We start from the raw sequence: 13,721 nt of genomic DNA, 5'->3' as shown, positions 1-13,721 counted from the left end.
TATCAATAAAAAAAGCTTAAATCATTCATGTAAATGATTTAAGCTTTCTAAATCCGATTAAAACCAGGGTGGCAAATTAATCGTAGCGATTTAACACGATTCGACGTTTGCTATCGCTATCTGCAGCAATCACTTCCGTCGTTACACCTTTAACTGGCGAAGAAACCTGATGACGGGTATCAACATTATACGTTAACTGACCACAATGCTGTTGAGGTTGACCATTAACCATAGCCATACTGCATGTTGGGGGACTGATCCTACCATTAATCGTTAATGTAGCAGTTTCTGAAGAGAACGCGGGAGAAGCCAATCCATAGGCAAGAAAAATAATTCCTGACAGCCAGTACTTATTCATTGAACGTTATCCCTGTAGTAAAGGTTATGCCTGGAAAGAATGAGTGCATAACAAACTATAGCTGTACATCCACTACACAGCCACGAAGGATGATAATGAAGCATCGCCGGTACGATCAATCGACTTTGTAGAGTTTCGGACGAAGGTCCGCAGAATATTCGCAGCATTAAATAAGTGTTCATTAATGCGGCAAAAACAAATACACCGCATCAATGTAACATCTCTGCGGTGTATGAAGAATAATCAGAATGGTTAATACGCGTTAGACCGCGCGGAAGGAAATCTCGCCTGGAATGACTTCACCCTGCCAGTAGAGCTGAGCTGCAACGCGGTCAGCCAGCTGGCGGTAGATAGCGGTAAATTCGCTCTCAGGACGGCTGATAACCGTTGGCGTGCCTTTATCGAGATCCTCACGTAAGGAGATGTGTAACGGCATCTGCCCCAGCAGCTGCGTGTGGTATTTCTCGGCCAGTTTCTCTGCACCACCGGTACCGAAAATCGGTTCATGGTGACCACAGTTACTGCAAATATGCACACTCATGTTCTCGACAATACCGAGCACCGGAACCTCGACTTTCTCGAACATCACAATGCCTTTTTTCGCATCGATCAACGCGATGTCCTGCGGGGTGGTGACCACGACTGCACCGGTTACTGGAATGTTTTGTGCCAATGTCAATTGAATGTCACCGGTACCTGGCGGCATATCAAGCACCAGATAGTCGAGATCCGGCCACAAGGTTTCCTGCAACATTTGCATTAACGCCTTGCTCGCCATTGGGCCACGCCACACCATCGCATTGTCGTCAGTGACCAGATAACCAATTGAATTGGTTGCCAGGCCATGAGACATAATCGGTGCCATATGGGTACCGTCCGGCGAAGTTGGACGCTGATTTTCTGCGCCCAGCATGGTGGGGATTGATGGGCCGTAGATATCGGCATCCAGAATGCCGACTTTCGCCCCTTCCGCCGCCAGTGCCAACGCCAGGTTTACCGCCGTGGAGGATTTACCCACGCCGCCTTTACCGGAACTGACCGCAATGATGTTCTTCACGCCATTAATACCCGGCTGATTCTTCACGCGTTTTAAGGTGGCGATATTGTGCGACAGTTTCCAGTCGATAGCTTTCGCCCCGGTAATGCGCAGCAGTTCGGCGCTACATTGCTCTTTTAACTCTTCGAACGCGCTATGCCAGACAAACGGCATAACCAGTTCCACATGCAGCGTGTCGTCCATCCAGGCGACATGGTGCAACGCTTTCAGCGTAGTGAGGTTATGCTTCAGGGTTGGGTGCTGAAAATTGGCCAGTGTCCCGGCGACCATTGCGCGCAGGGCTTCTGGTGATTTGGCCTGGGATTGTTCGTTCATCCCGACTCCTTTTTTGTATAGATAAACCATCAGCTGATAGTTTACCTGAAGAATATAGAGAAGTACTTACTTAACATTTTCCCATTTGGTACTATCTAAGCCCTTTTCACTATTAAGAAGTAATGCCTACTATGACTCAAGTCGCGAAGAAAATTCTGGTGACGTGCGCACTGCCGTACGCTAACGGCTCAATCCACCTCGGCCATATGCTGGAGCACATCCAGGCTGATGTCTGGGTCCGTTACCAGCGAATGCGCGGCCACGAGGTCAACTTCATCTGCGCCGACGATGCCCACGGCACGCCGATCATGCTTAAAGCTCAGCAGCTTGGTATCACCCCGGAGCAGATGATTGGCGAAATGAGTCAGGAACATCAGACTGATTTCGCAGGCTTTAACATCAGCTATGACAACTATCACTCGACGCACAGCGAAGAGAATCGCCAGTTGTCAGAACTTATCTACTCTCGTCTGAAAGAAAACGGTTTTATTAAAAACCGCACCATCTCTCAGCTGTACGATCCGGAAAAAGGCATGTTCCTGCCGGACCGTTTTGTAAAAGGCACCTGCCCGAAATGTAAATCCCCGGATCAATACGGCGATAACTGCGAAGTCTGCGGCGCGACCTACAGCCCGACTGAACTGATCGAGCCGAAATCGGTGGTTTCTGGTGCTACCCCGGTAATGCGTGATTCTGAACACTTCTTCTTTGATCTGCCCTCTTTCAGCGAAATGCTGCAGGCATGGACCCGCAGCGGTGCGTTGCAGGAGCAGGTGGCAAATAAAATGCAGGAGTGGTTTGAATCTGGCCTGCAACAGTGGGATATCTCCCGCGACGCGCCTTATTTCGGTTTTGAAATTCCGAACGCGCCGGGCAAATATTTCTATGTCTGGCTGGACGCACCGATTGGCTATATGGGCTCTTTCAAGAATCTGTGTGACAAGCGCGGCGACAGCGTAAGCTTCGATAAATACTGGAAGAAAGATTCCACTGCCGAGCTGTATCACTTCATCGGTAAAGATATCGTTTACTTCCACAGCCTGTTCTGGCCTGCCATGCTGGAAGGCAGCAACTTCCGCAAGCCGACCAACCTGTTTGTTCACGGCTATGTGACGGTGAACGGCGCGAAAATGTCCAAGTCTCGCGGCACCTTTATTAAAGCCAGCACCTGGCTGAATCATTTTGACGCCGACAGCCTGCGCTACTACTACACCGCCAAACTGTCTTCGCGCATTGATGATATCGATCTCAACCTGGAAGATTTCGTTCAGCGCGTGAATGCCGATATCGTGAACAAAGTGGTTAACCTGGCGTCCCGTAACGCTGGCTTTATCAATAAGCGTTTTGACGGTGTGCTGGCAAGCGAGCTGGCTGACCCGCAGTTGTACAAAACCTTCACTGATGCCGCTGAAGTGATTGGTGAAGCGTGGGAAAGCCGCGAATTTGGTAAAGCTATCCGTGAAATCATGGCGCTGGCTGACCTGGCTAACCGCTATGTCGATGAACAGGCTCCGTGGGTGGTGGCGAAGCAGGAAGGTCGCGATGCCGATCTGCAGGCGATTTGCTCAATGGGCATCAACCTGTTCCGCGTGCTGATGACTTACCTGAAACCGGTACTGCCGAAACTGACCGAGCGCGCAGAAGCATTCCTCAATACAGAACTGACCTGGGATGGTATCCAGCAACCGCTGTTGGGCCATAAAGTGAATCCATTCAAGGCGCTGTATAACCGCATCGATATGAAACAGGTTGAAGCACTGGTGGAAGCATCCAAAGAGGAAGTAAAAGCCACAGCCGCACCGGTAACTGGCCCACTGGCTGACGACCCGATTCAGGAAACCATCACCTTTGACGACTTCGCCAAAGTTGACCTGCGCGTGGCGCTGATTGAAAACGCAGAGTTTGTTGAAGGTTCTGACAAACTGCTGCGCCTGACGCTGGATCTCGGCGGTGAAAAACGCAATGTCTTCTCCGGCATTCGTTCTGCTTACCCGGATCCGCAAGCACTAATTGGTCGTCACACCATTATGGTGGCTAACCTGGCACCACGTAAAATGCGCTTCGGTATCTCCGAAGGCATGGTAATGGCTGCTGGTCCTGGTGGGAAAGATATCTTCCTGCTAAGCCCGGATGCCGGTGCTAAACCGGGTCATCAGGTGAAATAATCCCCCTTCAAGGCGCTGCATCGACAGCGCCTTTTCTTTATAAATTCCTAAAGTTGTTCTCTTGCGATTTTGTCTCTCTCTAACCCGCATAAATACTGGTAGCATCTGCATTCAACTGGATAAAATTACAGGGATGCAGAATGAGACACTTTATCTATCAGGACGAAAAATCACATAAATTCTGGGCGGTGGAGCAACAGGGAAACGAGTTGCATATCAGTTGGGGAAAAGTTGGTACCCAAGGGCAAAGCCAGGTAAAAAGTTTTGCTGATGCTGTGGCAGCGGAAAAAGCGGAGCTGAAGCTGATTGCGGAGAAGGTGAAGAAGGGATATGTGGAGCAAGCGAAGGATAATTCTTTGCAACCTTCCCAAACGGTAACGGACTCTCTCAAGGTAGCGGACTTATCCACCATTATTCAGGAACAACCCTCTTTCGTAGCAGAAACCCGTGCGGCTGACAAAAATACAGATGCTGTTTTACCGTGGCTGGCGAAAGATATTGCTGTCGTTTTTCCGCCCGAAGTTGTACACACCACGTTAAGTCATCGCCGCTTTCCCGGAGTTCCTGTTCAGCAAGCAGACAAATTGACCCAATTACGTCGCTTAGCCTGTAGTGTGTCGCAACGGGATAATACAACAGCCACATTTGACTTCAGCGCCTGTTCTTTAGAATGGCAAAACACCGTCGCCCAGGCGATCAGTCAGATCGACGACCTGAAAACAACACAGCTACCATCACCCGTAATGGCTGTACTCACGGCACTTGAAATGAAATGCACAAGATATAAAGAGCGTGAGGATGTTATGGATCAGATTATTCAGGAAGGCGGTCTGGAATATGCTACTGATGTAATAATACATCTTCAACAAATATCTATTGAATGGGATTATGTCAACAATAATATTGTTTTCCTGTCGTCTGGCATTTCACCTGATTATTTGCAGCAATATTCCAGCTTTGAATTACGCCTACGTAAACATTTATCACTGGCGGAAGAGTCTCTCTGGCAAAAATGTGCACAAAAACTTATTGCCGCAGTTCCACATATTCCAGAATGGCGGCAACCATTAATTGCTTTGTTATTGCCCGAAAAACCAGAAATTGCACATGAAATTGCCCAGCGTCTACTGGGGCAAAAGAAATTACCCTCGCTGGAGTGGCTAAAAATAGTGGCGACTGATGAGCACATTCTTGCCTCATTAGAAAAATATCACGAGCCATATGCCATTTTTGATGATTACTATTGTGGTGCGATATGGTCAGCCACCGTATTACAGGAGCAAGGTGTTGCGGCCCTGCCCCGATTTGCTCCCTATGTCGCAAGTGACTACTGCGCCGATGTGTTGCGTCATATCAATCATCCGTTCGCATTAACACTGCTTATACGTGTAGCAGGGCATACTAAACGCTGTCACGATCGAATGACGAAAGCCTGCGCTGCGTTCCCACACGCAGCACTGGCAGCACTGGCGGAACTTCTAGTGCAAAAAGAAGAGAATAGTTGGCGCATTATGCTAATGACGATGCTTATCTCGCAACCGACACTAGCAGAACAGGTCATTCCCTGGCTTTCGACACCCGCAGTTGCAGTGCTGAAATCATGCCAGCAACAACTGACACAGCCCTCAAACCATGCCAGCGCCGATCTACTGCCGGCCATAGTAGTCTCCCCACCATGGCTTTCGAAAAAGAAAAAATCGCCGATTCCGGTGCTGGATTTAGCACCGCTCAACCTCGAATCCATATGCACAATAACCGACACAGAAGCTAAAGAGTTTCAAACTCATTGGGACTGGGAACCGCATAAGCCAGGTGAAGGTGCTAAAAATTTCCTTTACTCGCTGGGGTATCGCCGCTGGGATTTTGACACATATAAATATATCGGCGCTTCTGACTCGGCAATTGACGCATGGGAACGTGAGGACTTCGCTACACTCATCCAAATGTTTAAAGCCCACCATGCACCGTATCAGGGGGAGTGGCATCTCAACTCACTTCCCTTTTTACCTATGCAAAAAGCGATTAAGCTATGGGAATTTCTCAGCAAAGAGCCGCATACCGCGATAAAACCAGTCATGCTTTATTTGCGACTGGCAGGTATGAGTGGTTTTCTACACTCGTTTTCACGCTACCCTCAAGAAGGTTTTGCGGTTGCTAATTATTTTGCCGCAACGGAACTGGCTCCTGCCGTCGCCCGCGCCTTCAACAAACTCAAAACATTACGACAAGACGCCAGTAGCTGGCTGCTGAAATACCCGGAACACGCCATTACCGGCCTGCTGCCTGCAGCGCTCGGCAAAGCCAGTGAAGCACAGGACAACGCCCGTGCTGCCTTGCGTATGCTTACCGAAAACGGTCATCAGCCATTGCTGCAAGAAATCGCCCGGCGTTATAACCAGCCGGAAGTAACCGATGCGGTGAACGCTCTACTTGCGCTCGATCCCTTAGATAATCACCCGACAAAAATCCCCACTCTTCCGACCTTTTATCAGCCATCGCTCTGGACGCGCCCGTTATTAAAAGCAAACGCCCAATCACTGCCTGATAGCGCACTCCTCCACCTCGGTGAAATGCTCCGCTTCCCTCAGGAAGAGGCACTGTATCCGGGATTATTGCAGGTGAAAGATGCCTGTACCACCGACTCACTGGCTGAATTTGCCTGGGATCTGTTTACCGCCTGGCAGACCGCTGGCGCGCCGTCGAAAGAGAGTTGGGCGTTCACTGCGTTAGGCGTTCTCGGTAACGATGACACCGCCCGCAAACTGACGCCTTTGATTCGCGCCTGGCCTGGTGAATCCCAGCATAAACGCGCCACCGTCGGGTTGGATATTCTCGCTGCTATCGGTAGTGATATCGCCCTGATGCAGCTTAACGGCATCGCCCAGAAACTGAAATTCAAAGCATTACAGGAGCGGGCAAAAGAAAAAATTGCCGACATTGCCGAGAGCCGCGAACTCACGGTGGCGGAGCTTGAAGATCGGTTAGCACCGGATCTCGGTCTGGATGATAATGGTTCGTTGTTGCTGGATTTCGGCCCACGCCAGTTCACCGTCAGCTTTGATGAAACCTTAAAACCGTTTGTGCGTGACGCTTCCGGCAGTCGTCTGAAAGACCTGCCCAAACCAAACAAAAGCGATGATGAATCACAGGCGAACGATGCTGTTAACCGCTACAAATTGCTGAAAAAAGATGCGCGTACCGTCGCCGCCCAGCAGGTAGCAAGGCTGGAATCCGCCATGTGCCTGCGTCGCCGCTGGTCACCGGAAAACTTTCAGCTCTTCCTGGTTGAGCATCCGCTGGTCCGCCACTTAACCCGCCGTCTGATTTGGGGCGTTTATAGCGCCGAAAACCAGCTACTGGCTTGCTTTCGCGTAGCGGAAGATAACAGCTACAGCACCGCTGACGATGATCTTTTCACCCTGCCGGAAGGCGATATCTCTATTGGTATTCCTCACGTTCTGGAAATATCACCGACGGATGCTGCCGCCTTCGGGCAGCTTTTTGCCGACTACGAACTGTTACCACCGTTCCGCCAGCTTGATCGTAACAGTTACGCGCTGACAGAAGCCGAGCGCAACGCCAGCGAACTGACACGCTGGACAGGCAGAAAATGCCCGAGTGGTCGGGTAATGGGGCTGGCGAATAAAGGCTGGATAAAGGGCACCCCGCAGGATGCTGGCTGGATCGGCTGGATGATCAACCCCCTGGGCCGCTGGTCGTTAATCATGGAAATCGATGAAGGTTTTGCGGTAGGCATGTCGCCAGCCGAACTGAGTGCCGAGCAACTCTTAAGCAAGCTGTGGCTATGGGAAGGCAAAGCGGAAAGCTATGGCTGGGGGAGTAATTCAACACAGGAAGCGCAGTTCTCCGTACTCGATGCCATCACCGCCAGCGAGCTAATTAACGATATTGAAGCCCTGTTTGAATAAGGAAAGAGCATGGACAAGGAATTACCGTGGCTGGCGGATAACGCCCAACTGGAACTTAAATATAAAAAAGGCAAAACACCACTCAGCCATCGCAATTGGCCAGGCGAACCGGTGCCTGTTATCACTGAAAGCATCATTCAGACACTGGGTGATGAATTGCTACAAAAAGCAGAGAAGAAAAAAAACATTGTCTGGCGTTATGAAAACTTTTCACTGGAGTGGCAGTCCGCCATCACGCAGGCCATCAACTTGATCGGCGAACACAAACCCTCAATCACGGCCCGGACAATGGCGGCGCTAGCCTGTATCGCGCAAAATGATAGCCAACAGTTGCTCGACGAAATCGTCCAACAAGAGGGGCTGGAATATGCAACTGAGGTGGTGATTGCACGCCAGTTTATTGTACGGTGTTATGAGAGTGATCCTCTGGTAGTAACATTGCAGTATCAGAACGAGGACTATGGCTATGGTTATCGCTCAGAAACCTATAACGAATTCGATCTCCGATTACGTAAGCATCTCTCTCTGGCAGAGGAAACCTGCTGGCAGCGTTGCGCCGACAAACTCATTGCCGCACTGCCAGGAATAACCAAAGTTCGCCGCCCTTTTATTGCTCTGAACCTCCCGGAAAAACCCGAAATCGCCAACGAGCTGGTAAGCCTTGAATGTTCGCAAACTCATTTTCGCTCAAAAGAGTGGTTAAAAGTTGTTGCTGATGACCCTAAGGCGGTGAAAGAACTCGCACGTTACTGGAGCCAGGATATATTTAGCGATCGAGAAGCCAGCTACATGTCGCATGAAAACCACTTCGGCTACGCGGCCTGCGCTGCCCTTTTGCGCGAACAAGGACTGGCAGCCGTTCCGCGCCTCGCGATGTATGCACATAAAGAAGATTGCGGCAGTCTGCTGGTACAAATTAACCATCCGCAAGTCATCCGCACCTTGCTACTGGTGGCTGATAAAAACAAACCCAGCCTGCAACGTGTGGCTAAATACAGTAAAAACTTCCCCCATGCGACGCTCGCCGCACTGGCAGAACTGCTGGCGTTAAAAGCCCCCCCTGCGCGCCCTGGTTATCCCATCATCGAAGACAAAAAGCTGCCTGCACAGCAAAAAGCACGTGATGAATACTGGCATACGCTGTTACAAACGCTGATGGCATCGCAGCCACAACTGGCAGAAGAGGTGATGCCGTGCTTAAGTACACAAGCCCAGGCAGTGGTGAATGGTTATTTATCGGCATCGCCAAAACTTGCTTTCGAGAGTACTCATAGCAACGACCTGCCAGAAATACTTGTTTCTCCACCGTGGCGAGGTAAGAAAAAAACGGCATTGCTGCGCCTTGATTTAGTGCCTCTTGAATTAGCGCCCAAAGCCCGCTGGCAACCAGGCGAACGAGAGAGACTTGCCGCCACAGAGTCTGCCCGTTATTTCAGCACGGGATCTTTTACGGAACGCATGGAACGAAAAAGTGGTCGAGTTGTACTACAGGAGCTAGGTTTTGGGGATGATGTATGGCTGTTCCGGAATTATATACTGCCCGGCAAACTGGATGCGGCGCGCAAATCATTAGTGGGTCAGTGGCATTACTCCCCGCGCAGAGTAGAGGAAATCAACAATGGCTGGCACTCCACGGAAGCAAAATCAGCCGAACAGGCGCTTCGTTCCGGCGACGTTGAAGCGTTAATTAACACCTGGGAAAATGATAGCTACTCACGTTATCGTCCGGAAAAGAGTGTCTGGAACCTGTATTTATTGGCACAGTTGCCGCGTGAGATGGCTTTGACTTTCTGGCTGCGTATCAATGAGAAAAAGCATCTGTTCGCGGGTGAGGACTATTTTCTCAGTATCCTCGGGTTGGATACATTACCTGGCCTGTTATTGGCTTTTTCACATCATCCAAAAGAAACATTTCCGTTAATTTTAAATTTCGGCGCAACAGAACTGGCCCTGCCCGTTGCCCGCGTCTGGCGACGTTTCGCGGCGCAGCGTGATCTGGCTCGCCAGTGGATTTTACAATGGCCGGAACATACGGCTACTGCACTTATCCCTCTTGTCTTTACAAAACCCTGCGATAATAGCGAAGCTGCATTACTTGCCCTGCGTTTACTGTATGAACAAGGGCATGGCGAATTACTGCAAACCGTGGCAAACCGCTGGCAGCGTACAGATGTATGGCCTGCCCTGGAGCAATTACTTAAACTGGGTCCAATAGAAATTTACCCGGCACGTATTCCAAAAGCTCCTGATTTCTGGCATCCGGCAATGTGGTCCAGGCCGCGCCTTATCAAGAATAATCAGCCTGTTACCGATGACGCTCTGGAAATTATCGGCGAAATGCTGCGCTTTACCCAGGGCGGACGTTTTTATGGCGGACTGGAACAGCTGAAAACGTTTTGCCAGCCGCAAACGCTGGCAGCTTTTGCCTGGGATCTTTTCACCGCGTGGCAACAAGCTGGTGCTCCCGCAAAAGACAACTGGGCATTTCTGGCGTTAAGTCTCTTTGGCGACGAAAGCACGGCACGGGATCTGACGACACAGATCCTCGCCTGGCCACAAGAGGGCAAATCTGCCCGTGCTGTCAGTGGTCTGAATATACTTACTAAGATGAATAATGATATGGCACTGATACAGCTGCATCATATATCGCAACGGGCGAAATCCCGCCCCTTACGTGATAACGCGGCGGAATTTCTTCAGGTGGTCGCAGAAAATCGCGGGCTAAGCCAGGAAGAGTTAGCGGACAGATTAGTCCCAACACTGGGTCTTGATGATCCGCAGGCGTTGATTTTTGATTTTGGTCCACGGCAATTTACCGTTCGCTTCGATGAAAACCTCAACCCGGTTATCTTTGATCAGCAAAACGTTCGCCAGAAAAGCGTTCCCCGGTTGCGCGCCGATGACGATCAACTGAAAACCCCCGAGGCACTGGCCCGACTCAAAGGGCTAAAAAAAGATGCGACTCAGGTGAGCAAAAACCTGCTCCCGCGTCTTGAAACTGCCCTGCGCACCACCCGACGCTGGTCGCTGGCAGATTTTCATTCTCTGTTTGTTAATCATCCCTTTACCCGTCTGGTTACTCAGCGATTAATATGGGGGGTTTATCCGGCAAATGAACCGCGTCGTTTACTTAACGCCTTTCGTGTGGCCGCTGAGGGGGAGTTCTGCAATGAGCAAGATGAGCCAATTGACCTGCCTGCCGATGCTCTGATTGGCATTGCCCACCCGTTAGAAATGACAGCAGAAATGCGCAGTGAATTTGCACAGCTTTTTGCCGATTACGAAATTATGCCGCCTTTTCGCCAGTTGACGCGGCGCACAGTGCTGCTCACGCCTGACGAGTCAGCCAGTAATAGTTTGAATCGCTGGGAAGGTAAATCTGCTACCGTTGGGCAGCTTATGGGAATGCGATACAAAGGCTGGGAGTCAGGCTATGAGGACGCATTTGTCTATGACTTAGGTGCGTACCGGCTGGTCCTTAAGTTTTCACCCGGTTTTAACCATTACAGTACTGATAGCAAAGCGCTAATGAGCTTCCGTTCTCTTCGGGTTTACCGTGACAATAAATCCGTCACTTTTGCCGAACTTGATGTGTTTGATTTGAGTGAGGCATTAAGCGCACCTGACGTCATTTTCCATTAAAACACAGCGGGCAGTGATGCAACTGCCCGTTATCAACACGACCTACCAGCGGGGGAAGCGATGATCGTGCAAAAAGAGCTGGTTGCTATTTACGATTATGAGATCCCTGTACCTGAAGAGCCGTTTTCCTTCAGACTTGAAATCCATAAATGCTCTGAATTATTTACAGGTTCCGTCTATCGACTGGAGCGATTCCGGCTACATCCAACATTTCATCAACGTGATCGAGAAGATGCCGACCACTAATAAATGATGCGTTGATTTATATAAGAGATGAGTTTATTGATGAGCGGAAATTACGAGGTGAATCACATGAAACAGTAATAGCAATTTTTAATTGTGAACTACAGAATATATTCAACCAAGAAATAGAATAATATACTCTAGATAATTCAAGTCGCAGGAAGGCGATAAGCGAGTGAATCCCCAGGAGCTTACTAAAGTAAGTGACAGGGGTGAACGACAAATCCGCATGGAGCGGATTTGAACGCTACTTGTAGCGGCCCCGTAAGGGGTGAGGTCCATGGATGGGCCGAATAACCCGCAGTCGCAGCACATGCAACTTGAAGTATGACAAGTAAAGCTTTATTAAAGGGGGAAACGGTATTCCCCCTTAAATGCGTTTCAATTTGCCCGTTACTTCAACAAATCAATCAACCGTAACAGAGCCACTAATAACTCCAGTACGGCAATGAGCACGGTTAACTTTTGTGTCAGCGTGTCCATTCGCTCTCCTTATTAAGGAGCGCAACACCAGCATCTTACCCTTACACTGCCTGTCGATACTGGTTTACGTATGTTGAGTCGCCATGTTGCACTCCGGATCAGAGCACTACCTGCGGCACCACCCGTCCGGTAGCCAGGACTTGAAATTGGTTCGATCCGGCGCAACTTCCCAACAGTCAGGATTATAAATCTCATTATCTTAATTGCAACGGGGTCCGTAGGTGGTTATAATTCGTTCGTTGGGGCGCCATGTTGCATAATCAGTAACTTAACGTCAAAGTTGTAAATAAAAGAACCTGCCTCACCAGCAGGTTTTTTTATTTTTTGCGATCTGCTTTCCAGATATTTTCCGCTCAAACAACTAATGCGCCAAACATTTATTGCGCGTAAAATATCGTTTATTTCATTAATACATTTCAGGGATGAATATATGTCACCGCAGAATAATCACCTGCAGCGTCCGCCTGCTGCTGTGTTATACGCCGTTGAACTGGCAAAATTAAAACAAAATGATAACGCACCTTGCCCGCCAGGTTGGCAGTTAAGTTTGCCTGCGGCCCGTGCTTTTATCCTTGGCGACGAAGCGCAAAATATTAGCCGTAAAGTGGTGATTAGTCCCTCCGCTGTCGAACGTATGTTAGTCACTCTTGCCACCGGGCGCGGTTTGATGTTGGTGGGGGAACCTGGCACCGCAAAATCTCTCCTGTCTGAATTACTGGCAACCGCTATTAGCGGCGATGCCGGGTTAACCATCCAGGGCGGCGCATCTACTACTGAAGATCAAATCAAGTACGGCTGGAACTACGCCCTGCTTATCAACCATGGTCCGTCAACGGAAGCACTGGTCCCTGCCCCGCTTTACCAGGGAATGCGCGACGGCAAAATCGTCCGTTTTGAAGAGATAACGCGTACACCGCTGGAAGTACAAGACTGTCTGTTAGGTATGCTTTCTGACAGGGTGATGACGGTGCCGGAACTCACCGGTGAAGCCAGTCAGCTCTATGCGCGGGAAGGCTTTAATATTATTGCCACTGCCAATACCCGCGATCGCGGCGTCAATGAAATGAGTGCCGCGCTAAAGCGTCGCTTCGATTTTGAAACTGTCTTTCCGATTATGGATTTCGCCCAGGAGCTGGAGCTTGTCGCCAGTGCTTCGGCGCGTTTGCTGGCCCATAGCGGCATTCCGCATAAAGTGCCTGACGCGGTACTGGAGTTACTGGTCCGCACCTTTCGCGATCTGCGTGCCAACGGCGAAAAGAAAACGTCAATGGATACACTGACAGCGATTATGTCCACCGCTGAAGCCGTGAACGTGGCCCACGCGGTGGGCGTCCGCGCCTGGTTTTTAGCGAATCGCGCAGGTGAGCCGGCCGATCTGGTGGACTGTATTGCCGGAACCATCGTCAAAGATAACGAAGAAGATCGCGCGCGCCTGCGCCGTTACTTCGAACAACGTGTTGCTACACATAAAGAAGCTCACTGGCAGGCTTATTATCAAGCTCGCCACCGCCTGCCGTGAGGAAAGATGT

6 protein-coding genes and 1 pseudogene are annotated in these 13,721 nt (G+C 50.0%); 5 read left to right on the top strand and 2 right to left on the bottom strand.

Translation table 11 applies throughout. The annotated features are described in order from the left end of the window. Positions 1-76: 76 nt before the first annotated feature. Positions 77-358, bottom strand: a complete 282-nt coding sequence (locus tag ACJHYO_RS14295) for a YehE family protein (protein ID WP_001046487.1) — start codon at positions 356-358, stop codon at positions 77-79. A 262-nt stretch (positions 359-620) separates the two neighbouring features. After that, complete coding sequence (gene apbC / locus ACJHYO_RS14290) at positions 621-1,730, bottom strand: iron-sulfur cluster carrier protein ApbC (protein ID WP_001005448.1); 1,110 nt, start codon at positions 1,728-1,730, stop codon at positions 621-623. Positions 1,731-1,861: 131 nt separating this feature from the next. On the opposite strand from apbC, the gene metG reads away from it, so the two are divergent. The 5 genes and pseudogenes from metG (at position 1,862) to ACJHYO_RS14265 (ending at position 13,711) form a co-directional block, all read left to right on the top strand. Further along, positions 1,862-3,895, top strand: a complete 2,034-nt coding sequence (gene metG, locus ACJHYO_RS14285) for a methionine--tRNA ligase (protein WP_001350700.1) — start codon at positions 1,862-1,864, stop codon at positions 3,893-3,895. A 140-nt stretch (positions 3,896-4,035) separates the two neighbouring features. Then, positions 4,036-7,824 (top strand): DUF4132 domain-containing protein, encoded by a 3,789-nt coding sequence (locus tag ACJHYO_RS14280; RefSeq protein ID WP_001533467.1) that lies wholly within the window; start codon positions 4,036-4,038, stop codon positions 7,822-7,824. 9 nt (positions 7,825-7,833) lie between these two features. Further along, positions 7,834-11,466, top strand: coding sequence for a DUF4132 domain-containing protein YehI (gene yehI, locus ACJHYO_RS14275; RefSeq protein WP_024705194.1), 3,633 nt, complete (start codon positions 7,834-7,836; stop codon positions 11,464-11,466). A gap of 60 nt (positions 11,467-11,526) precedes the next feature. Further along, positions 11,527-11,843 (top strand): annotated as a pseudogene (gene yehK / locus ACJHYO_RS14270) (protein YehK). Between the two features lie 779 nt (positions 11,844-12,622). Further along, on the top strand, positions 12,623-13,711 hold the full coding sequence (locus ACJHYO_RS14265; RefSeq protein WP_001313986.1) for an ATP-binding protein: 1,089 nt from the start codon (positions 12,623-12,625) through the stop codon (positions 13,709-13,711). The last annotated feature ends 10 nt before the right edge of the window (positions 13,712-13,721 follow it).

It is taken from the genome of Escherichia sp. WS1118 (genome assembly GCF_046487695.1).
GTDB classification, from domain to species: Bacteria; Pseudomonadota; Gammaproteobacteria; order Enterobacterales; family Enterobacteriaceae; genus Escherichia; species Escherichia coli.
Note: the sequence above shows the minus strand (reverse complement) of the source record. Positions and strands in the feature narration are given on the sequence as shown.

What these genes read in the sequence shown, in the direction of transcription:
- ACJHYO_RS14295 (WP_001046487.1), bottom strand. Translation starts at nt 358, where the DNA reads ATGAATAAGTACTGGCTGTCAGGAATTATTTTTCTTGCCTATGGATTG.
- apbC (WP_001005448.1), bottom strand. Translation starts at nt 1,730, where the DNA reads ATGAACGAACAATCCCAGGCCAAATCACCAGAAGCCCTGCGCGCAATG.
- metG (WP_001350700.1), top strand. Translation starts at nt 1,862, where the DNA reads ATGACTCAAGTCGCGAAGAAAATTCTGGTGACGTGCGCACTGCCGTAC.
- ACJHYO_RS14280 (WP_001533467.1), top strand. Translation starts at nt 4,036, where the DNA reads ATGAGACACTTTATCTATCAGGACGAAAAATCACATAAATTCTGGGCG.
- yehI (WP_024705194.1), top strand. Translation starts at nt 7,834, where the DNA reads ATGGACAAGGAATTACCGTGGCTGGCGGATAACGCCCAACTGGAACTT.
- ACJHYO_RS14265 (WP_001313986.1), top strand. Translation starts at nt 12,623, where the DNA reads ATGTCACCGCAGAATAATCACCTGCAGCGTCCGCCTGCTGCTGTGTTA.